Source organism: Planotetraspora sp. A-T 1434 (genome assembly GCF_025420585.1).
Taxonomy (GTDB): domain Bacteria; phylum Actinomycetota; class Actinomycetes; order Streptosporangiales; family Streptosporangiaceae; genus JAOEGB01.
The window spans coordinates 189,420-211,682 of the sequence record NZ_JAOEGB010000006.1 but is presented as its reverse complement, the minus strand read 5'-3'; the positions used below and the strand labels follow the sequence as shown (position 1 = coordinate 211,682).

14 protein-coding genes are annotated in these 22,263 nt (G+C 70.8%); 7 read left to right on the top strand and 7 right to left on the bottom strand.

Going from position 1 to position 22,263, the window contains the following annotated elements; genetic code table 11:
* The first annotated feature begins 270 nt into the window (after window positions 1–270).
* Genes N5079_RS10490 through N5079_RS10480 form a run of 3 tightly spaced genes read left to right on the top strand, consistent with a single transcriptional unit; the run spans window position 271 to window position 2,139 of the window.
* Window positions 271–666, top strand: a complete 396-nt coding sequence (locus N5079_RS10490) for a TraR/DksA family transcriptional regulator (RefSeq protein WP_261583412.1) — start codon at window positions 271–273, stop codon at window positions 664–666.
* Window positions 630–1,217 (top strand): signal peptidase II, encoded by a 588-nt coding sequence (lspA, locus tag N5079_RS10485; RefSeq protein WP_261583411.1) that lies wholly within the window; start codon window positions 630–632, stop codon window positions 1,215–1,217. Before N5079_RS10490 ends, lspA begins: the two co-directional genes overlap by 37 nt.
* Window positions 1,210–2,139 (top strand): RluA family pseudouridine synthase, encoded by a 930-nt coding sequence (locus N5079_RS10480; RefSeq protein WP_261583410.1) that lies wholly within the window; start codon window positions 1,210–1,212, stop codon window positions 2,137–2,139. The genes lspA and N5079_RS10480 overlap by 8 nt, the downstream gene beginning before the upstream one ends.
* On the opposite strand, the gene N5079_RS10475 is transcribed toward N5079_RS10480, so the two are convergent.
* Window positions 2,136–3,671, bottom strand: a complete 1,536-nt coding sequence (locus N5079_RS10475; RefSeq protein ID WP_261583409.1) for a serine/threonine-protein kinase — start codon at window positions 3,669–3,671, stop codon at window positions 2,136–2,138. The two genes, N5079_RS10480 and N5079_RS10475, sit on opposite strands and share 4 nt — an antisense overlap.
* 93 nt (window positions 3,672–3,764) lie before the next feature.
* Window positions 3,765–5,438 carry a serine/threonine-protein kinase gene (locus N5079_RS10470; protein WP_261583408.1) on the bottom strand — a complete coding sequence of 558 codons (1,674 nt, stop codon included), beginning with the start codon at window positions 5,436–5,438 and terminating at the stop codon, window positions 3,765–3,767.
* Between the two features lie 369 nt (window positions 5,439–5,807).
* On the opposite strand from N5079_RS10470, the gene N5079_RS10465 reads away from it, so the two are divergent.
* Window positions 5,808–8,564, top strand: coding sequence for an AfsR/SARP family transcriptional regulator (locus N5079_RS10465; RefSeq protein WP_261583407.1), 2,757 nt, complete (start codon window positions 5,808–5,810; stop codon window positions 8,562–8,564).
* Here N5079_RS10465 and N5079_RS10460 read toward each other — a convergent pair.
* Together N5079_RS10460 and N5079_RS10455 are read right to left on the bottom strand one after the other, a co-directional pair.
* Window positions 8,561–8,791, bottom strand: a complete 231-nt coding sequence (locus N5079_RS10460) for an SAM-dependent methyltransferase (protein ID WP_261583406.1) — start codon at window positions 8,789–8,791, stop codon at window positions 8,561–8,563. The two genes, N5079_RS10465 and N5079_RS10460, sit on opposite strands and share 4 nt — an antisense overlap.
* 45 nt (window positions 8,792–8,836) lie before the next feature.
* Window positions 8,837–11,521 carry a serine/threonine-protein kinase gene (locus N5079_RS10455; protein ID WP_261583405.1) on the bottom strand — a complete coding sequence of 895 codons (2,685 nt, stop codon included), beginning with the start codon at window positions 11,519–11,521 and terminating at the stop codon, window positions 8,837–8,839.
* Window positions 11,522–11,826: 305 nt separating this feature from the next.
* Between N5079_RS10455 and N5079_RS35510 the strand changes: the two genes are divergently transcribed.
* Together N5079_RS35510 and dnaE are read left to right on the top strand one after the other, a co-directional pair.
* Window positions 11,827–12,852: a chorismate mutase gene (locus N5079_RS35510; RefSeq protein WP_410007765.1), complete on the top strand. Its 1,026-nt coding sequence runs from the start codon at window positions 11,827–11,829 to the stop codon at window positions 12,850–12,852.
* 86 nt (window positions 12,853–12,938) lie between these two features.
* The gene (gene dnaE, locus N5079_RS10440) at window positions 12,939–16,457 is read left to right on the top strand and encodes a DNA polymerase III subunit alpha (protein WP_261583404.1); all 3,519 of its coding nucleotides are present in this window, start codon (window positions 12,939–12,941) and stop codon (window positions 16,455–16,457) included.
* A gap of 26 nt (window positions 16,458–16,483) precedes the next feature.
* On the opposite strand, the gene N5079_RS10435 is transcribed toward dnaE, so the two are convergent.
* Complete coding sequence (locus N5079_RS10435; RefSeq protein WP_261583403.1) at window positions 16,484–18,988, bottom strand: transglycosylase domain-containing protein; 2,505 nt, start codon at window positions 18,986–18,988, stop codon at window positions 16,484–16,486.
* 52 nt (window positions 18,989–19,040) lie between these two features.
* On the bottom strand, window positions 19,041–20,345 hold the full coding sequence (gene murA, locus N5079_RS10430) for a UDP-N-acetylglucosamine 1-carboxyvinyltransferase (protein ID WP_261583402.1): 1,305 nt from the start codon (window positions 20,343–20,345) through the stop codon (window positions 19,041–19,043).
* A gap of 54 nt (window positions 20,346–20,399) precedes the next feature.
* Between murA and N5079_RS10425 the strand changes: the two genes are divergently transcribed.
* Window positions 20,400–20,873, top strand: coding sequence for a hypothetical protein (locus tag N5079_RS10425; RefSeq protein ID WP_261583401.1), 474 nt, complete (start codon window positions 20,400–20,402; stop codon window positions 20,871–20,873).
* Here N5079_RS10425 and N5079_RS10420 read toward each other — a convergent pair.
* Window positions 20,870–22,261 (bottom strand): amidase, encoded by a 1,392-nt coding sequence (locus N5079_RS10420; RefSeq protein ID WP_261583400.1) that lies wholly within the window; start codon window positions 22,259–22,261, stop codon window positions 20,870–20,872. The genes N5079_RS10425 and N5079_RS10420 overlap by 4 nt on opposite strands.
* Window positions 22,262–22,263: the final 2 nt, after the last annotated feature.

Below are 22,263 nucleotides of genomic sequence, written 5' to 3'. Positions count from 1 at the left end.
AACGCCTTGCAGACTAAAACGATAACGCAGACGGGCCGCCGAGGCTTCCCTCGAAGGAACATACGGCGGTGCCTCGGTTGTTGTCAGGGTAAGTGCCCCCGCGTTCGCCGGTTTCCCGGTGTACGGCGGGGCGCTGCGCATTGTGTGTGCCGCCCGGCTCTGAGAGGGGTAAAACCGTCGGCGAGTCGTTTGCCGATCCGTTATCAGCGACCTATGCTGCCCGAACTGCTCATGTGCTTGATCACCACTGCTGAATAATGGGAGGCCCTCATGGCCACGCGTGCGGCGAGAACCGCCACCAGCGAAGATACTTGGTCCGCGGACGAGCTCGCCGAGGTCCGCAAGCGGCTCCTCCACGAGATCGAGGAGTTGAACGCCGACATCACCCGCGCCGAGGCGGAGCTGGCCGCGGGGGACGCCAGCGAGGGCGCGGGGGACGATCCGGCGGATGCCGGGGCGAAGACCTATGAGCGCGAGCGTGAGATCGCCCTTACCCTGAATGCGCGCGACCTGCTCGCGCAGAACGAGCGGGCGATCGCCCGCGTCGACGCAGGGACTTACGGAGAGTGCGAATCGTGCCACAAGCCGATCGGCAAGGAGCGTCTGCAGGCGTTCCCGAGGGCGACGCTGTGCGTAGCGTGCAAGCAGCGGGAGGAGCGCCGCTGAGCGGAGAGACGGACACGCGGCCCGATCGCGCGCGGAGGGTCGCCCTCCTCGTCGCCGTCGCGGCGGTGGCGTACGCGCTCGACGTGGTGAGCAAGTTCCTGGTGGTGAAGTTCCTGGAGCACAAGGAGCCCGTCACCGTCATCCCCGGCGTGCTGGTGCTGAACGTCATCCGCAATCCCGGTGCCGCGTTCAGCATCGGCACCGGGATGACGATCATCTTCACGGTGATCGCCGTCGGTGTGGTCGTCGCCATCCTCCGTACGGCACGGCAGCTCCGGAGCCTGCCCTGGGCGATCACGCTGGGCCTGCTGCTCGGCGGAGCCCTCGGCAACCTCACCGACCGGATCTTCCGGTCGCCCGCGCCGCTGCAGGGACACGTGGTCGACTTCCTCCAGGCCTTCCCCGTCACCGGGTTCCCGGTGTTCAACCTCGCCGACTCGGCCATCGTCTGCGGTGGCGTCCTTGCCGTGTTCCTTGCCTGGCGCGGCTACCAGATCGACGGCACCCGCCAGACGGGGGACGCCAGGACGGGGGAGGCTTCGGATGGCTGACCAGCGGAGCCTGCCCGTCCCCGACGGCCTGGAGGGCGAGCGCCTCGACGCCGCCCTGGCCCGGCTGTTCGGCTTCTCCCGCACCCGCGCCGCCGAGCTGATCGCCTCGGGTGAGGTGCTGGTCGACGGCTCACTCCCGGCGAAGTCCGACCGGGTCCACGCGGGAGCGTGGCTCGACGTGACCATCCCGCCGCCCCCGGCCGCCCCGATGCCCGTGGCCGAGCCCGTGCCCGGCATGGCGATCATCTACGAGGACGACGACATCGTCGTGGTCAACAAGCCGATCGGCGTGGCCGCGCACCCGACCGTCGGGTGGACCGGACCGACTGTGCTCGGCGGCCTCCTGGGCACCGGCCACCGGGTCTCCACCAGCGGCGCGGCCGAGCGGCAGGGCATCGTCCACCGGCTCGACGCGAACACCACTGGAGCCATGGTGGTGGCCAAGAGCGAGCGGGCGTACTCGCACCTCAAGAGGGCCTTCAAGGAGCGCACCGTCGACAAGCGCTACCACGCGCTCGTGCAGGGGCACATGGACCCGCTGCGCGGCACCGTGGACGCCCCGATCGACCGTCACCCGTCAGGGGACGGCCGCTTCGCCGTCGTGGCCGGCGGGAAGGACTCCGTCACCCACTACGACACCATCGAGGCGTTCCGGGCGGCGTCGCTGCTGGACATCAAGCTGGAGACCGGCCGGACCCACCAGATCCGGGTGCACATGTCGGCCCTGAGGCATCCCTGCGTGGGCGACCTCATGTACGGCGCGGACCCCACGCTGGCCGCCCGGCTCGGGCTGTCCCGGCAGTGGCTGCACGCAGTCTCGCTGGCCTTCGAGCATCCGGCGACGGGGGAGTGGGTCTCCTTCACCAGCGACTATCCCGATGATCTGGAGCGCGCGCTCAAGATCGTCGACGACGAGAGCTAGCTTCCCGCCCAGTCGCTGTCGCCGAAGTCGCCGTCCTGGCCGGTGAGACCGTTGTCCTGCTCGCCGGCCGCTCCGTCCCACGCTTCACTTTTCTTCCCTTTTTTATCCTTGTTTGTGTCTTTTTTCTGGTCCTTGCCGTTCTTGTCCTTGCCGCCGGCTTTTCCCGTAGAGGGCTCCACGGTTCCGTCGCCGGGGCTCTTCGTGGGTGACGCCTTGGGCGTGGGACTGTGCTTGGGGCTGTGCTTCGGGCTGGGCTTCGCCGTCGGGCTCTGGCTCCTATGGTGGCCGGTCGGGCCGGTAGAGCCCGCCGTACGGTAGCCGGGGCCGGTCTCTTCCCGGGACGTCGGCTCCGTCCGGTGCCCGGTCGGCGCCGCCTCGGCCGTCCGCGTGGCGAAGACCGTCACGGTGGGCGTGCTGATCGGGTGCGTCCCCGGGTCCGGCATGCGGGCCGTCATGTAGGCCACTCCGCCCACGGAGACGCCCACCAGGGCGACCAGGGCTCCCGCTCCGGCGACGAGTCCCCACCGTACGCGCCGAGGCTGGGGCGGCGGAGCGGTGGAGAGGGCCGGGGAGGTCACCGGGTAGGGGATGGGGGTCGGAGTCGAGACGCCGGCGGCGGCAGGGCTCGCGGCGCTTGCTGCGCTCGCGGGCGAGAGACGCGCGAAACGGGGGTTCCTCGGCGCCGGGACGATCGGGTCCGTCGCCTGTCCGGCGGACACCGCCATCAGGTGCGCCGCCGCCTCCTCCGCCGTCATCCGGCGGGACGGGTCCTTGATCAGCAGGCCGGTGATGACCGGAGCCAGCGGGCCGGCCCGGTGCAGCGGCCCCGGCTCCTCGTACATGACCGCCGCCAGCGTCGCCAGCGCGTGGCCGCGGTGGAACGGCGACCGGCCCTCGACCGCGAGGAACAGCGTCACGCCGAGAGACCACAGATCCGAGGCGCGCTGTGCCTGCGCGCCGGCGGCCCGCTCGGGCGCGATGAACGCGGGCGTGCCGATCAGCATGCCGGTCCGGGTGACGGGGGAGTCGTCCTCCATGGCGGCGATGCCGAAGTCCGTGAGCACCGCCCGGCCGTCGTGGGCCATCAGCACGTTGTCGGGCTTGACGTCCCGGTGCAGCACCCCCGCCGCGTGGGCGGCCCTGAGAGCCCCGAGCACCTGGAGGCCGATCTCCGCCACCCGCTGGGGCGGCAGCGGGCCCTCTTCGCGGACGATCGAGCCGAGAGTCCGCGACGGGACCAGCTCAAGAACGATCCAGGGATGGCCGTTCTCCTCGAAGACGTCGTAGACGGCCGCCACGCCCGGATGGCTCAGCCGTCCGGCGGCTCTCGCCTCGCGGAAGGTCCGTACGGTGAAGACCTCGCGTTCTGGCCCCGTCAGCTCGGCGGACGCGAGGAGCTCCTTGACGGCCACCTCACGCTGCAGAACCTCGTCCATGGCCCGCCAGACCGTCCCCATGCCGCCTCGCCCGAGCGGCTCGATCAGGCGGTACCGTCCAGCGACGACTCGATCGGAGATCTGCGCATCAGCCATGGATCTCGCGCTACCCGAGTTGGCCCATGCCATTCCAGAGCGTGACTATTCGTTGTCAGTATCCGCCCGGACCTGGGCAACTCCACCAAATCGTTATTCAAGCCGGAAGGTGTTCGCGAAGACCGGGAAGTAGGACATACCTGTCGTCCAGCGGCTGTCGGGCGTCTGCCAGTAGATCGCGACCTGTTGCCCGTCGATCATGAAGGCCCGGTCGAGCACCCGGACCTTGCCCGCCTTGAGCGCGTGGGTGAATTCCCAGTCCGCGGCCGGTAGACCGCGGTAACGCTGTTTCATCAGGCGGATCCGCTTGTAGTCGCGGAGGTAGCCCTTCTTCGTCGATGTCGCCTCGACTGTCGTGAGGGCGGCGACAGGGTCGTCATCCGTCCACGGGGTGAGGTCGACCTGGAGGTAGCTGCCCGGCATGCTCGGCCAGTGGAACCTCACTCGCGTGTTTCCTCGGTCGAACTCCGTCCAGCCCGGAGGGAGAGCGATCGAGAAGCCCAGCGTGTCGGAGTGCGTCTTCCAGCCCTTCGGGAGGGTGGCCGTCCGGGAGGGGGACGGTGAAGCCGACGCCACGGGTTCCGACGGGGACGCCGATCCCTTGTCCGTCGCGGTGGGCGACGCCGGGCCCGGCGATGGATGCCCCGACGCGCCGGACGCGCCGGCGTGGGGCTCGATCAGTGCCTGGTAGCCGTACCAGCCGCCGACGCCCACCCCTGCCAGCAGCACAGGAAGCAGGATGAGCAGGACCACCCGGACCCGGAACGGGCGCCGTGGCGGTCCTCCGGCGGTCCCTCCGACGTTGCCGACGGTCCCTCCGTGGCCGAGGCCGCCGTGCGTATTCCCCTGGTTCGATAAGTAGTAGCCCCCGGCCGGACCCGGGGCATCGCCGGCCGTCTGATGCCCGCCGTGCGTGCCTTCGAAAGGGTTCACGCCGGGCTGGAGACGGCTCGCTCCGCCCGACGCGGCGGCCTGGAGCAGCTCGGCGGTCTCGACGGCGTCGATCCGCTGGGCCGGGTCCTTCCGCAGCAGCCCCTCGATCACCGGCGTCAGAGCGCCCGCGCGGCGGGGCGGCTCAGGCTCCTCGTGAAGTACGGCGGCCATGGTGGCGATGGGCGAGTTCCGGTCGAAGGGAGGCCTGCCCTCGACGGCGGCGTAGAGGGTCGCGCCGAGGGACCACAGATCGGACTGGGGCGTGGCGGGCTCGCCGTTGAGCCGCTCGGGCGGGAGGAACGCCGGGGTGCCCGTGACGACGCCCGTCATGGTCAGCCCGGTCTCCTCCGGCATGGTGGCGATGCCGAAGTCCGTCAGCACGACCCGGTTGTCGCCACTGAGCAGGACGTTCTCCGGCTTGACGTCGCGGTGGAGCACACCGGCGGCGTGAGCCGTACGGAGAGCGTCGAGCACCTGGAGGCCGATGGACGCGACGCGCTCGGGGATGAGTGGCCCATGCTCACGCAGGACCTCGCCGAGCGATCGGGCCCGGACGAGCTGCATGACGATCCAGGGACGGCCGTCCTCCTCGATGACGTCATGGACCACCACGACGTTCGGGTGGGAGATGCGGCCGGCGGCGCGGGCCTCGCGGATCGTCCGGCGGTTGAAGGCCTCCTGGTCCTCCTCTCCCATCGGGTGGTAGAGGACCTCTTTGACGGCCACGGCACGGTCGAGCAGCTCGTCGTGGGCGCGCCAGACGATCCCCATGCCGCCACGTCCGATGGGTTCGAGCAGGTGGTACCTGCCCGCCACACGACGCCCTTCCGCCACCCTCGCCCCCTTTCGAAACCTCTGAATCGTCCCACAAGTCAAGAGCCGATCGGCTGGCCCGGGCTTAGCGCATCCGGGGTGGTTGGGGCTTCTCCGGCGCGGCGCCCTGATCGGGGTGGGTCGTGGCGGTAGGGGCTGTGGCCGGCGAGATGAACACGCGCAGTTCGGAGCCCGGAGCGCGGGAGAAACGGAGGTCATCGGAACGTCTTAATTTAAGAGGTTGTGGAAGATCACCATCACCAGGTAGATCAGAAGTAAATTGCCGCACGCGGCATGTGACAGTTTTGGCGTTTATGACCTACTCCGGGGGCTGGTGTGCATTTCTCGATCTTGGGGCAGGTGGGGGTTTCGTCTGGGGGGACGCCGATCGTGCTCCCGCCGATCCGGCGACGGGTGTTGTGCGCCTTGCTACTGGTCGGTGACGGCGGGATCTCCTCTGACGCGCTGCTGGAAGCCGTGTGGGGGGAGGCCGACGCCACCGCGCACGAGGGGACCCTGAAGTCCGCCGTCAGTTTCCTTCGCGGCGCCCTCGGGCACGCCCGGGTCCCCCGCGGCCGTTCGGGGAGGTACCGGCTCCTGTTGGAGCCGGGTGACGGCCTGGACCTGGAGGAGTTCCGCGCCCTGGTCGAACAGGCACGGCCTCTCATGGGTGCCGACGATCAGGCGGCCGCGGCGCTGTTGCACCGCGCGGTCGACCTGTGGGGTCGCGGCGCTCCTCTGCCGGATCTCCCGGAGGAGTCCGCACAGATGCGCGTGCTCCGCGACGAGCTCCTGGAGGAGCGGCTGGAGGCGCAGGCCGCGCTGTTCCAGGCGCAGTTGGGCCTTGGGGAGCACCGCGAGGTCGTCAGGGAGGTGCGCCGCGCACTGGCCGATGCCCCGCTATCTGAGCAATTGCATGGGCTGCTGATGCGTGCGCTGTACCGGTCGGGTCAGCGCGCCGAGGCGCTCCGGCATTTCGAGGCCACCGATACGCGCATGATCCAGGAGACCGGAGCGGGAGTAGGCACCCGGCTGCGTGACCTTCGCGACGAACTGGCCGCCGACCGCCCCGGGAGCGGGAGCGGGGACGCGGTGCCGGTGCCGGGCCAACTCCCACCCGACGTGATGGACTACACCGGCCGCGCCGAGGAGATCACCCGCCTGGTCGAGGTCCTCACCCCCGCCCCGGGCGACACGGGGGTGCGTATCGCGGCGATCTACGGCCCCGGTGGGATCGGCAAATCCGCCCTCGCCACACACGTCGCGCACCACATCCGGCACCACTACCCGGACGGGCAACTCTACGCGCACCTCGACGCGACGTCGGGCCACGCGCGGCCCGTCGGCGATGTCCTGGCCGAGTTTCTCCGCTCTCTCGGCGTTCGCGGGGAGATGCCCCGCACGAGCCGCGAACGGACAGCGCTGTTCCGGTCCCTGCTGGCCGGGCGGCGCGTCCTGGTCCTGCTGGACGACGCCGGCTCGCACGAGGTCCACGACCTCGCCCCAGGGACGGCGGGGTGCGCGGTCATCATCACGTCCCGCGCCCACCTCGCGGACGGGGCGATGCGCCATCTGCGGCTGGACCCATTGCCTGCGCGGGAGGCGACCCGTCTCCTCGGTGAGATCATCGGCCCCGGCCGGGTGCGGGCCGAACCCGACGAGGCCGCCACGATCGCCGCCGCGTGCGGCGGATGGCCATTGGCGATCCGGGTCGCGGGGTCGCGGCTGTCGAGCCAGCCACACTGGAGCCTGCGGTACTTCGCCGGGCTGCTCGGCGACAGTGTCCGCGACGCTGACGGCACACAGGTGAGCACCAGGATCGCCGCCGGCAGCTACGAGGCCCTTGACGCGGGGGCGCGGCACGCGTTCCGCGTGCTCTCACTCGCCGGACCGGGCGACTGGGCAGCCTGGCTCGTGGCCATGCTGACCGGCGACAACGACGCGGACCAGCGTGTCGAGACGCTCACCACGCGCAGCCTGATCACCCCCGCCGGTGCGGACCGGCTCGGGCAGCCCCGTTATCGGCAGCATGACCTGCTCCGCTCCTACGCGGCCGACCGGCTGGCCGAGAACACCGCTGAACGCGACGCGGCGATGTGCCGCCTCTGGGACGGGTGGCTGGCGTTGGCCGCACGTGCTGACTCCCACATCCAGCACGAGCCTCACCACCCGCCCACTCCGGAGTTGGCCCAGGGCTTGGACGCCCCACCGTGCGCGCTCAAATTCGTCGAGTCCGGCGCCCGTGAGTGGTTCGACCAGGAGATCACCAACGTCCTCGCGGTGATCCGGCTGGCCTGCCGAGAGGGCCACATCCGCAAGGCGATGTGGCTCGCCCTCACGGCCAGCAGCTACCTGTTCTGGTCGCGCAGGGATTGGGACACCGAATACATGTGGCGGTTGGTGATGCAGTCCGCCGCAGCCGGTTACCCGGCGTTGGCCGCTGAGGCGCGCCTGCGGTTGGCCGTGCTGATCAGCCGCCTGCCCGGTGGGGCGGCCCGCGCCATCCCCATGCTCGGCACCTGCGTGGCGTTCTTCGCCGACACGGGAGACCAGCAGGGGTTGGCGAGGTCATTGGCGGCACGCGCGTTCGCGGCCTGGGTCCTGACCCAGGACCCGGACCTGCCGGACCGTGACGGCCACCTCAAGCAGGGCGCCGAGGACGCCCAGCGCGGCCTGCGAACGGCCCGCGCCGCCCGTGACATCTACTCCGAGATGGCATGCGTGCGGTCGCTCGGGCTGGTCCACGCCGGGCTCGGGGACGCCGACACGGCCATCACCCTGGTCGGGGACGCGCTGGCCTGCGCTGAAAGGATCGCCCAGGAGACGGGGCAACGCGCGGATGAGGCCTACACGCTGCGGCTCCTCACCATCGTGCAACTCGCCGGCCGCCACTTCGAGGACGCGCTCGCCCTGGCGTCCCGGGGGTGGGCGCTCATGCGGATGTTCGGCTACCGGGCCGGAGAAGGATCGTTCGCTGATCTGGCCGGGGACGCCCTCGCCGGGCTTGGCCGGTACGGCGAGGCGGCCGACCGGTACGGGGAGGCCGCGGACCTTTATGAGGGAGACACCGCCCCGTATCTGCGGGTGCGCTGCCTGAACAAGCGTGCCGCCGCGGCGGCAGCGGCACGCTCCAATCTCGGGGGTTAGCGCTTGACCGCCACACCGGCGAGGATTTCCAGCGGGATGGGCTCACGCTCACGCGCGAAACCTGGAGCCCACTGCTCAACGAACACCAGGCCTGGCGGCGCGAGGTCGAGGCCGTCGAAGAACCGGGCTATCTCCCCTTGGTGCGGAAGGTGACCGGCGCCGCCATGTGCCGAGTAGGTAGTTGTAGATGCGAGCGCCGGACGCCTGGGCCGGCTCGAAACCGTCAACGGTCGCCCCTCGTCGTGGAGGCTCGCCGGGAACGCTCACGTCGATCATTTGGCGGGCTTGAAGGTGGTGGTGAAGGTCTCGAAGAAGTGGTGGTCCTTGTCCCAGCGGCTGTCCGGAGTGCTCCAGTAGATCGCGTAGCCGTGGTGTTTGTCGGTGACGAACCCGCGGTTGACCACGTGCGTGCGGCCTGACCCCGATCCGAACGTGAACTCCCAGTCGGCCGCCTCCTTCCAGTAGTCCACCGACACGATCTTCACGCGCTTGTAGTTGGCGAAGGAGTACCGCCGGCTCCGCTCTTGGTTCTCCCAGTCCTTCTTCGCGTCCTTCCGCGGGGTGTCCGTCTGATCGATGAGCAGGAAGCCTGGAGTGCCGGGACCGCGGAGCCACACCGTTGTGCCGCTTCGCTTGCTGACGTCCCAGCCCTTGGGCAGGGCGACGGAGAAGCCGCTCTTGTCCTTGTACCGGTGCCAGCCGTCCGGAACGTCAGCGGGCTTCGATGTCGTGGGGGTCGGCGACGGCTTGTCAGAGGGGGTCGGCGTGGAACTCGCCTGACTGGGCTTCTCGGAGGCCGACGCGGATGGCGGGGATGGCTTGTGGGACGGCGGTGCGGAAGATGACGCCTTGCCGTCCGTCGCGCCGTTCCCCGAGTCGCGTTTGCCCGCGCGAAGACCGAGATATCCCGCGATGCCCGCGATGACAAGCAAGGCTGGGACGATCACAAGGGCCGCCTTGAGCATGGGCCTCGGACGCCGCTCGACCGGCCCGGTCTGCGCGTCCCCGCGCCAGATCTCGCTCCGCTGCGTGGGCACGGCCGGAGCGCCCCCTTGGTCGGCGGTCGGCACGGCTGCCGCCCCGCCCCAACCCGGTCCCGCGTCGTCGGCGCGCCGGCCGAAGGGCGGGCTGTCGCGCCTGGTGGGTGCGGCCTGCGCACCCGTCTCCGGCATCGGCTGACGGCGGGCAGAGGGAGGCGTCGTGGGGGAGGACGAGGCCGGCGGGCCGGGAGATACGGCGGGCTTGGACGCAGGCGGAGGCGCGGGCGCAGGGGACGAGGGCGAGGGAGTGGGGGCGGCCGAGGACGGGGTTGCGCCAGCGGGCCGGCCGCTCTCGCGGACGACCGGGATGGGTGAGGTGATCTCACCCGGTGCCGCCTCCTGGCCGCTCCCGTAGCCGTCACCGGGATCGTGGTCGTCCCGGTGCTGGTCGTCCCGGTGCCGGCTCTCCGGGTGCTGGGTCCCTGGGTGCTGGGTCCCTGGGTGCTGGGTCCCTGGGTTCTGGGTCCCTGGGTTCTGGGCGCTCCAGTCGTCGGCCAAGTCGGAGCCGGCGAGTGCGGGGCTCCGCATGTCAGGTGAGTCTTCGTCGCGGTCGCGCCCGTCGCGAGAGGCCGCCGGCCCTCTCCGGTCGCCCGGCGCGGGGGAGCCGCCGTGGTCGCCCGACGTCGTGGCACTCCGCGCGCCCGGTGAGGGGGAGCCCTGTCGCGACTCTGCGGCTGCCGCGCGGTCATCGCCCGCCGCCGAGGGGCTTTCGTCGCCTGCCTTACGGGGGTGCTGGCGTCCGGGCTCGGCGGCCGGGTCCCCCGCTCCGCGGCCGGAGCCCGGCTCTGAAGCTGGAACGGCTTTCGCCTGGCCGGAAGACCTCTCTCCGGCCGATGCCGGAGGGAGGCCGCCTACCGGGGACCCGGCAGGGCTTGCCGCACCTCTCGCGGCCGCGGACGCCGGGGGCTTCGCCGATGCGGGGGGCTTCGCGGCGGGGGACGGTGTCGGCCTGGGCGCACCCCCGCCGCCACCTGGACCCCCATCGGCACCGGCACCCGGAGCCGAGGACGCCGAACCGGAACCCGCGCCCGGACCCGGTTCACTTGATGCGGGGGGCTCGGTCGACAGATGTACGGCCGGCATGACGGCGGTGCCGGTGGGAGTGGGACGGGCCGCCTGCTTCAGCAGCCTGGCCGTCTCGTCGTAGCCCGGCCGGTCGGCCGGTTCCTTGGCGAGCAGGCGCAGAAGCACCGGCCCCAGCCGTCCTGCCCTGCTCGGAAGCGTGGGTTCGTCGTTCAGCACGGCGTGCATGGTGGCCATGGCCATGCCGCGGTCGTGCGGGGGCTTGCCCTCAACCGCGGAGTACAGCGTGGCGCCCAGTGACCACAGGTCCGACTCGCGCTGCGCGGGGCCGCCGCGGAGCCGTTCAGGCGCGATGAACGCCGGGGTGCCGACGAGCCCGGTGCGGGTCATCGTCGAATCGGCCTCGAGACGGGCGATGCCGAAGTCGGTCAGGACCACCCGCCCGTCGTCGGTGAGCAGCACGTTCTCCGGCTTGACGTCCCGGTGCAGCACGCCCTGCCGGTGGGCGGCGCGCAGGGCGTCGAGGATCTGCAGCCCGATTTCGACGGTCCGGTCGGGTGAGAGCGGTCCGTCCTCGCGGATCACCTGGCCGAGCGAGCGTGACCTGACGAGCTGCATGATGATCCAGGGGCGGCCGTCCTCCTCGATCACGTCGTGGACGACGACCACGTTGGGGTGGGTGAGGCGGCCCGCCGCCCGCGCCTCCCGCATGGTGCGCCGGTTGAGATCGCTGAGCTCGTCGCCCATCGCGCTGTCGTAACGGACCTCCTTGACCGCGACCTCGCGGTCCAGCAGTTCGTCGTGCGCCCGCCACACGACGCCCATGCCACCCCGGCCGATCGGCTCCACAAGGTGGTACCGGCCTCCGACGAGCCGGCCTTCCGTTTGTGACATCTAATCCCCTCCCGGACCCATGAATCGTCCCATGGATGGCAAAGGGATCAACCTCCCCGAAGTCCTGCCACTACCGGCATTCCGGTATGTGAGACATGCTGTTCCAGGCTGTGGGGGGGCCTGCTAGGGTCGGGTTCGTGGCTAGGTATTTCACGTTTACGCAGCCGGCTCCGGGAGGGCCGGTCGCCCGATCGTGATCTAGCGACCATCCGGAGCCGGCTGAAGGCAGAGACATCGCGTCTCTGCCTTTTTCGTTGTCAACGAGCCGGTTGATGGGCCGGCCCACTAGGCCACTAGGAGCCGAAATGTCGCAGGTAGCCCAGCTCGACCGCGGTGCGGTACGAATCGGGGATCTCGCCATCGGGGACGGCATGCCCGTCGCCGTGATCGGCGGGGACCACGCCCGATGGGTGAGAGGCCGCGTCCCGGCAGAGGAGATGCGCGCCGCGTGGCAGGGCCCGCTGCTCGTGGAGCCCTCCGGGGCCGACGACCTGGCCGCGGTCGCGGAACCGGCCGACGCCGTGGTCGTCGGCGCCGCGTGGGCGCACGACCTGGACCTCGTGCGGGCGGTGGCGCGGCTCGGCCTGCCGGTCGTCGTCCAGCGCGGCCACACGGCCACGCTGGAGGAGTGGCTGGCCGTCGCGGACCTCTGCGCCGCCGAGGGGAACGAACGGGTGGTGCTGTGCGAGAGCGGCAGCCGTACCCATCTGGGCGGCCGCACCCATCCGGGGAGCCGTGCCGATCTGGGCGGCCGCACCCATCCGGGGAGCCGTGCCGATCTGGATGGCCGTGCCGATCTGGATGGCCGTGCCGATCTGGGAGACGTCACGCTGGACCTCGCGCTGATGGGGGCCGCCCGGCGGCGCTCGGGCCGTCCGGTGCTCGCCTACCTGGGCGACGACCCGGCGCTCGCGGGCGCGGCGGTCGCCGCCGGCGCGGACGGGTTGCTGCTCGCCCCCGCCGCCTCGCAGGCGACCGCCGAGGCGGCGCACGAGGCCGCCACGGTCCTGGCCGCTCTCGTACGGCCGGAGGCGCACGGAAGGGTCGCAGACGCGAGGGAGGCGATCGACCGGGTCGACGCGGCCCTCGCGATCCTCCTGGAGCGCCGGGCCGGGCTTGCCGGGACGATCCAGCGGCTGAAGCCCGTCGGGGGCTTCCGGGGCCGCGACATGGAGCGGGAGCGCCGTCTGGTCGCGGCCATGGCGCGCCGCGCTCCCCGTCTCGGCGAGGCACGCCTCGCGCCCGTCATGAACGCCGTCATCGAGGCCGGCCTCCATCTGGCCGAGGAGGAGCGCCGGGGGTCTGACCTGGCAACTCCCGACGCCGGATAGGATTTGAATCACCTGAGTCCCACGGGTTCGCGATCACGCGCAGGCTCTGATCCGCACCCGGAAGCGGCGGCGATGTTGGGGGTCTCATGGGTGATTCGTTTGTGCATCTGCACGTCCACACCGAGTATTCGATGCTCGACGGGGCCACTCGGCTGAAGCAGTTGTTCAAACTCGTGGGCGATCTCGGCATGCCCGCGATCGCGATCACCGACCACGGCAACATGCACGGCGCCTACGACTTCTACAAGCAGGCCACCGACGCCCGGGTGAAGCCGATCCTCGGCATCGAGGCGTACGTCGCGCCGGAGTCGCGGCTGCGGAAGGAACCGGTCCTGTGGGGCGAGCCGCACCAGAAGAGCGACGACGTCTCGGCGGGCGGCTACTACACCCACATGACCATCTGGGCCAGGAACCGGACCGGTCTCGGCAACCTGATGCGGCTCAGCTCCCGCGCCTACACCGAGGGATTCGTCCGCAATTGGGCTCGGATGGACGCCGACCTGCTCGCCGAGCACTCCGACGGCCTGATGGCGACCACCGGCTGCCCGTCGGGCGAGGTACAGACGCGCCTGCGCCTGGGGCAGTACGACGAGGCGCTGAAGGCCGCCGCGAAGTTCCAGGAGATCTTCGGGAAGGACGACTACTTCCTGGAGATCATGGATCACGGGCTCGACATCGAGCGGCGGGTCAGGGACGGGCTGACGAGGATCAGCCGGGAGCTCGACATCCCGCCGCTGGTCACCAACGACTCGCACTACACCTACGAGGCCGACGCGGCGAGTCACGACGCGCTCCTGTGCATCCAGACCGGCAAGCGGCTCTCCGACCCCGACCGGTTGCGGTTCGACGGCAGCGGCTACTACATCAGGTCGGCCGACGAGATGCGGGCCGTCGACTCCTCCGACCTGTGGCAGGAGGGCTGCCGCAACACGCTGCTGGTCGCCGAGAAGGTCGACCCCGCGAACATGTTCGGCTACAAGAACCTGATGCCGAGCTTCCCGGTGCCGGACGGTGAGACCGAGGAGAGCTGGTTCCGCAAGCGGGTCTGGGAGGGTATGGAGCGCCGCTTCCCGGACGGCTTCGACGACGAGCACCGGCGGCGGGCGGAGAAGGAGATCGAGGTCATCCTTCAGATGGGCTTCCCGTCCTACTTCCTCGTGGTCGCCGACTTCGTCATGTGGGCCAAGAACAACGGCATCCGGGTCGGCCCCGGCCGTGGCTCGGCGGCGGGCTCCCTCGCGGCCTACGCGCTCGGCATCACCGACCTCGACCCCATCCCGCACGGCCTGATCTTCGAGCGGTTCCTCAACCCCGAGCGCGTGTCCATGCCCGACGTCGACATCGACTTCGACGAGCGCAGGCGAGCCGACGTCATCCGTTACGTCACGGAGCGGTGGGGCGCCGACAAGGTCGCCATGATCGCGACGTTCGGCACCATCAAGGCGAAGGCCGCCATCAAGGACGCCGCCCGCGTCCTCGGTTATCCGTACGCCCTGGGCGACAAGGTCTCCAAGGCGTTCCCGCCCGCCGTGATGGGCAAGGACATCCCGCTGAGCGGCATCTTCGACTCCGGCCACCCGCGCTACAACGAGGCCGGCGAGCTGCGGAAGCTGTACGAGGAGGACGTCGACGTCAAGGCGGCGATGGACCTCGCCAAGGGCCTGGAGGGCCTGATCCGGCAGACCGGCGTGCACGCCGCGGGCGTCATCATGTCCGCCGAGCCGCTCGTCGACAACGTCCCGATCATGCGGCGCGACTCCGACGGCGCGATCATCACGCAGTTCGACCACCCGACCTGCGAGACGCTCGGCCTGCTGAAGATGGACTTCCTCGGCCTGCGCAACCTCACGATCATCGACGACTGCCTGAAGATGATCGAGATCAACGGCGGCGAGCCGATCGACCTGCTGAAGCTGCCGCTCGACGACCGGATCACCTACGAGCTGCTCGGCCGCGGCGACACGCTCGGCATCTTCCAGCTCGACGGCGGCGGCATGCGCTCGCTGCTGCGCATCATGCGCCCCGACGACTTCGAGGACATCTGCGCCGCCCTCGCGCTCTACCGGCCCGGCCCGATGGGCGCCAACTCGCACACCAACTACGCGCTCCGCAAGAACGGCCGGCAGGAGATCACCCCGATCCACCCCGAGCTGGCGGAGCCGCTCAAGGAGATCCTCGACACGACCTACGGCCTGATCGTCTACCAGGAGCAGGTCATGGCCATCGCGCGGAAGGTCGCGGGCTACTCCCTGGGCGGCGCCGACCTGCTCCGCCGCGCGATGGGCAAGAAGAAGAAGTCCGAGCTGGACAAGCAGTTCGAGTTCTTCGAGAAGGGCATGCGGGACAACGGCTTCTCGGCCGCCGCCATGAAGGCGCTGTGGGACATCCTCCTGCCCTTCTCCGGCTACGCGTTCAACAAGGCCCACACCGCCGGATACGGCCTGGTCTCCTACTGGACGGCCTACCTCAAGGCCAACTACCCGGCCGAGTACATGGCCGCCCTGCTCACGTCCGTCAAGGACGACAAGGACAAGTCGGCGCTCTACCTGAACGAGTGCCGCCGCATGGGCATCAAGGTGCTGCCGCCGGACGTCAACGACTCCGACTCCGGCTTCACCCCGCGCGGGACCGACGTCCGCTTCGGTCTGTCGGCCATCCGCAACGTCGGCGGCAGCGTGGTCGACGGCGTCATCGCCGCACGCAAGGAGAAGGGCAGGTTCGCCGACTTCACGGACTTCCTGCGCAAGGTCCCGCCGATCGTCTGCACCAAGCGCGTCATCGATTCCCTGATCAAGGCGGGCGCCTTCGACTCGTTCGACCACGTCCGCAAGGGCCTGCTGATGGTCCACGAGCAGGCGGTCGACGCGATCACCGACATCACGAAGAACGAGGCCATCGGGCAGGACTCGCTGTTCGGCGTGGTCGACGGCGCGGAGAACCAGACGTTCGACGTCCAGATCCCGCCGGGGGAGTGGGACAAGACCACGCTGCTGCGGTTCGAGCGGGAGATGCTCGGGCTGTACGTCTCCGACCACCCGCTCCTCGGCGTGGAGCACATCCTGGCGTCCGGCGCGGACTGCTCGGTGGCGGCCCTCCAGTCGGAGGACCGTCCCGACGGCCAGATCATCACGGTCGGCGGCCTGCTGACCGGTCTCCAGCGGAAGGTCACCAAGAAGGGCGACACCTGGGTCATCACCATGCTGGAGGACCTGGAGGGCGCAATCGAGGTGATGATCTTCCCTTCGGCGTACCAGCTCTGCGCCACGATCCTCGCCGAGGACGCGATCGTCTTCGTCAAGGGCCGGATCGACAAGCGCGAGGACGTGGCAAAGATCGTCGCCATGGAGGTGACGGCCCCCGACCTGACGGCCGAGTCGGGCGGCCCGCTCGTCGTCCGCCTGCCGATGGACCGCTGCACTCCGCCCGTCGTGGGCCGGCTCAAGGAGGTCCTGATCGCACATCCGGGCACGACCGAGGTGCACCTCCAGGTGCACAACGGCCCGCGCACCACCGTCGTGCGCCTCGACGACCGGCTCCGCGTCACCCCCTCGCCCGCGCTCATGGGGGACCTCAAACAGCTCCTCGGCTCCGCCTGCCTCGCCTGAGCCGTACGGCCCGCGCGGCGCACGGCTCAGCGGTCGTTGTGCGCTCGGCCCGGCCTGTGACGATGGGCCGGGTGGTGGTTCCTGTGGTGCCTGCTGTGGCCATGGCCCGCGTTCCGCCGGCCGGCGTGGTGATCGTCGTGGCCGCCGTTGCGGGCCGGGGGACGGGCATGAGACCGGCCCATGGGCTGGGCGGGGGCGTGGGCGGGGTCGGGGTTCTGGCCGGCGTGCTTCTGATAGGCGAACCGGCCGGTGTCGTGGCTCGTGTCGTGGCTCGTGTCGCGGGCTGTGTCGTGACCGGCCTCGTGGCCCGTGTCATGGGCTGTGTCGTGGTCCCCGCTGTGGTCCCTGCTGTGGTCCCCGCCGTGGTCCCCGCTGTGGTCGGCGTCGCGCCGGCCGCCGTGGCCTGAAACCTCCCGATCTCTGTGCTTCTTCTCCCTTTCGAGGAACTCCTTGAGGCCGGGCGTGAAGCCGCCGCCGAAGCGCCGCATGTCGGGTGGGACGAAGTCCGACGGCGGGATGTCCCGCAACGCGGACCGCATGGAGTCGACCCAGATCGGGCCGGGTAGCGAGGCGCCCTGAACGGCGCCGTAGTACTGGCCGCCGATGGTGACGCCCGTGAGGGGGTAGCGGTAGGAGCCGCGGATGTCGCCGACGCTGACGGCGGCCGCGAGGTGGGGTGTGTACCCGGCGAACCAGGCGGAGGTGTACCCGTTGTTCGTGCCCGTCTTGCCCGCCGCGGGCCGCCCGATGGACTGCCCGTGCATCGTCCCCTTCGTGAAGACCCCGGACAGCACGTGGTTGACCGCGTCGGCGACCTCCGGGTCGAGGACCTCCACGCAACTCGGCGGCACCGAGGTCCGCGTGCCGTCCCGCTCGACGATGTCGGTGATCGCCATGGGCCGGCAGTGGCGCCCGCGCGCCGCGAACGCCGCGAACGCCGCCGCGACGGTCGTCGGGTCCATCTCGTTGACGCCCAGCGTGAAGGTGGGCACCTCGCGCAGCGGCGTGCCGTCCGCCCTCGAGATGCCGAGCGCCCTGGCCGTCCTGACGACGTTGCACAGGCCGACCTCCCGCTCCAGCTTCATGTAGAAGATGTTGACCGACTTCCAGGTGCCCAGTTCCAGGCTGTACGGCCCGCCGGTGCCCTCTCCGCTGGCGTTGTAGATCGTGGCCGAGGGGGCGTTGACGGGCTTCCCCGAGCAGTCGCGGTAGCCGCTCGACGGCACGTAGGAACCGGGCGTGTCGAAGCCGTCCCCGAACCGCCAGCCCTGGGCCAGGGCCGTGGCCAGCGTGAACGCCTTGAACGTCGACCCGGCCTGGAAGCCGTCGCCGCCGCCGTGCGTCCTGTCCGCGGCCAGGTTGTAGGTCGTCCGCGGCCCGGCCTTGCGGTCGCGGGGGTTGCGCCCGTAGCGCTTGCTCGCCGCCATCGCCCGGATGAGGCCGGTGCCGGGCTCCACCATGGTCTCGGCCGCCACCTGGGTGTCCCGCGGGGCCACGCGCGCAGCGATCGCCCGCTCGGCGGCCTTCTGCGCGGCCGGGTCGATCGAGGTCCACAGGGTGAGCCCGCCCCGCTGGAGGCGTCGCTCCCGGTCGGCCCTGCTGTATCCGAAGGCGGGGTTGGTGAGCACCTCCTGCTCCACGTAGACGCAGAAGTAGGGGTAGGCGCTGCCCTCGCAGCCGCCCGGCTCCCCGCGCAGGCGCAGGTCCAGCGGGCTGCGGGCCGCCGCGTGGGCCTCCTCCGTCGTGATCATCTTCAGCTCGGCCATCCGGTCGAGCACGGTGTCGCGCCGCTCCAGCAGCCGCTCCTGCTGCGCCTTGCCCAGCGACGGGTCGGTGTCGTACGGCGTGCGCACGGCGCCGGCGAGCGTGGCCGACTGGAGGAGCGTCAGGTCGGCCGCGTCGACGCCGAAGAACCGCCGCGCCGCGGCCTGGATCCCGAACGCGCCCGCCCCGAAGTAGGCGATGTTGAGGTAGCGCTCCAGGATCTGCTGTTTGGAGTACTTCTTCTCCAGCGCGAGCGCGTACCGCGCCTCGTCGATCTTCCGCTGGATGCTGCGCATGCGGGCCAGGGCGCGTTCGTGGGCCGACTCGGCCCGGTTGACCATTATGTTCTTCACGAGCTGCTGGGTGATCGACGAGCCGCCCTGCCGGATGCCGCCCGCCTGCGTGTTGGCGATGAGCGCCCGGAGCGTCCCCTTGATGTCGACGCCGCCGTGCTCGTAGAACCGGGAGTCCTCGATCGCCACGATGGCCTGCCGCATGGCCGGGGCCACCTTGTCGATCGGCACGGACTCCCGGTTCTGGTAGTAGAACTGGGCGATCTGCCTGCCGTTCCGGTCGAGCAGGCGGGTCATCTCCGGAAGCGGGTCCTCGCGCGGCGGAGGGGGCAAGTCTGTGAAGGTGGACGCGGCTCCCTTCGCGGCGAACCCGGCCCCGCTCACCAGCGGCATGGCCAGCGCGGCGACCAGGACACCTCCCAGCGCGCCGGAAAGACCCAGCGCGGCGGCGGCGCTGAGGAGACGAGAGGTCACGGAATATCAGTGCGACCCGATGGCCGTCTCCAAACGCCGGACGCCGAAAGCTTTACGTTCCTCGGCTGATCTTCAGCCCCAGAGAGGTGAACTGCTCGAAGGGGCGGTGGTAGCCGCGCTCGATGTGGTTGACGCCGCGCAGGGTCGAGGTGCCCTCGGCGACCGCGGCCGCCAGCACCGCGGAGAACCCGGCGCGGATGTCGGGCAGCGTGACGTCGGCACCGCGCAACTTGGACACTCCGCGCACGACGGCCGAGTGCTTGGCGTTGGTGTCGTGGTAGCGGCAGGCGGGGCCGCCCAGGCACTGCGCGAAGACCTCGATCTCGCAGCCCATCTTCTGCAGGGCCGGCACGTAGACCAGCCGGTTCTCGAAGACGGTCTCGTGCAGCACGGACATGCCCTCGGCGCGGGTGAACAGCACCATCAGCGGCGTCTGCCAGTCGGTCATGAACCCGGGATGCGTGTCGGTCTGCACGGCCGCGGCCCGCAGGCCGTCCGGCGCGGAGGCGGTCAGCCAGTCGTCGGTGATGTCGAACCTGGCGCCCATCCGGGCGAGCGTGGTGATGGCGGTGACGAGCCGGTCCTGCGGGCAGCCGTGGACCCGCACCTCGCCGCCGGTGACGAGCCCGGCCACCAGGTAGGAGAACGCCTCGATGCGGTCCCCGGCGAGCCATGTCGAGGCGCCGCGCAGGCGCTCGACGCCCTCGATGACGATGCGCCGGTCGGGGCTGAGCTCGATCATGGCGCCCATCCGCTGGAGGAACAGCGCGAGCTCCACCACCTCGGGCTCCATCGCGGCGCCCTTGATGACCGTCTTGCCCTCGGCGAGCACCGCCGTCATGAGGATGGTCTCGGTAGCGCCGACGCTGGGGTAGGGGAGCGTGATGCGGCTGCCGCGCAGGCGGGTGGCCTTGGCCGTGATGCCGGTGTCGCCGACCTCGATCTCGGCGCCCATCGAGCGCAGCGCCTCGACGTGGAAGTTGACCGGCCGCCGCCCGATCGGGTCGCCGCCCACGAGCGGGACGAACGCCTCCCCGGCCAGGTGCAGCAGCGGGCCGAGCATGAGGATCGGGATGCGGTTGAGCCCGGTGTACTCCTCGGGGACGCGCGGCCGGATCTCGGCGCTCTGCTCGATCGTGATTTCACCCGGCGTGATCTCCACGTGGATGCCGAGCGCCTCCAGCATCGCCGCGGTCAGCCCGACCTCGCCGACCTCCGGGGCGTTGTGCAGCGTGCTCGGGCCTGTGCCCAGCATCGCCGCGACCATGTGCTTGGAGACCGCGTTCTTGGATCCCCGCACCTCGACGTCCCCGCGTAGCGGGCCTGACGGGTCGATCTGCCACACCTCTTCACTCACGCCCTAAAGAGTAACGGCGCTTCGCCCCATCGCCATGTAGGTACCATCTGGACGGTGCGGCATCATTTGGCGACGCTGGTCATGACCGTGCTCGTGCTGGCCCTGCTGGGAGTGGCCGCCGGGTTCGCGTGGTCGGGGCTCGCGCCCTCCTCGCTCTACGTGCTGACCGACGTGGGGCCGCAGGTCGCCGACCCGGAGTCGCAGTCGCTCATCGACGCCGACGGCTGGTTCGCCGTCGTCACCGGCGGGTTCGGCCTGGTCTGCGGCGTGGCGGCGTACGTCCTGGCGCGCCGGCGGCCGGTCGCGGCCCTGCTGGGGCTGGCGGGCGGCGGCCTGCTGGCCGGATATATCGCGTTCCTGGTCGGCAGGTCAGCGAAGGGAACGGTCCAGGCCGCGGGCCCCGGCGGGGTCACCGGCACGGCGTCGCTCGGCCTGACCGCGCACGGTGTGCTGTTCGCCTGGCCGGTCCTGGCCACCGCGATCTTTTGGGCCGTCGAGTTCGTGGTGACCTACCGCCAGCGGAGTTAGGGCCGCCTCTTCCCGTGCCCGGTCGCCCGCTCGAACGCGTGCCCGAGCCGCAGGACGTCGAGGTCGGCCCACGGCCTGCCGATGATCTGCACGCCCACCGGCAGGCCGCCCGGCGTGAACCCGGCGGGAATCGACATCGCGGGCGCGTGCAGGACGGACACCCAGTAGCAGGACCGCATCCAGGCGAGATAGTCCGGCATCCGCCGGCCGTTGATCTCCAGGACGTACGGATCGTCCACCGGGAACGGCGGCACCTGACTGACCGGGGCGACCAGGAACTCGTAGTCGTCGAAGAAGGCGTTCATCCGGTGGAACAGCTTGGTGCGGAGCCGCTCGGCCCGCGCGAGGTCCGCCCCGGTGACCTTCCTGCCCTGCTCCACGTTCCACGCGACGTTGGGGCCGACCTCCGTCAGGTCGCCGTAGTTCAGGGCGTAGTACCACGACCGGTAGATCCGGAAGGCGTCCTCGGCGTCGGAAAGGTCGAGATCGACCCGCTCCACCTTGGCTCCGAGCCCGGCAAGCGCGGTCGCCGCGCCGGCCGTGACCCGCGCCGTCTCCGGGTCGACCGGCAGCCCGCCCAGGTCGGGGCTGAACGCGATCCGCGCCCCGGTGAAGTCGCGGGTTAGGAGATCACCTTCCGGCGGCCCGCCGAACGCCTCCCTGACCGCGTACGGCGAGCACGGGTCGAACCCGGCGATCGCGCTCATGAACAGCGCGAGGTCGGCCGCCGTGCGGGCCATGGGCCCCGGCACGGCCAGCGTGAACCAGGCCGCGTTGGCGGACTTCGACGGCACCCGGCCGGGGGTCGGCCGCAGCCCCGCCACGTTGCAGAACGACGCGGGATTGCGCAGCGAGCCGCCCATGTCCGAGCCGTCGGCCAGCGGCACCATGCCGGTCGCCAGCGCCGCCGCCGCCCCGCCGCTGCTCCCGCCCGCGCTCCTGGACAGGTCATACGGGTTGCGGGTGGCCCCGAACACCTCGTTGACCGTGTGGGAGCCCGTGCCGAACTCGGGCGTGTTGGTCTTGCCGACCGCGATGCCACCCGCCTCCCTGATCCTCCGTACGATCAGGTCGTCGGTCACCGGCACGTGATCGGCGAACAGGGGCGAGCCGTACGTCGTCCTGATCCCGGCCGTGTCGACGAGGTCCTTGTGCGCGACGGGGAGCCCGTGCAGCGGGCCGCGCCAGTGGCCGCGGGCGAGGTCGGCGTCGGCCTGCGCCGCCTGGTCGAGGGCGCGCTCGGGCACCAGCGTGACGATGGCGTTGACCTGGCCGTTCACCTCGCCGATCCGCCGCAGGCACGCCTCCGTGAGCTCCACCGCGCTCACCTGCCGCGTGCGGAGCAGGCCGGACATCTCGGTCGCGGTGAGGTCGGGCAGCTCGGTCATGG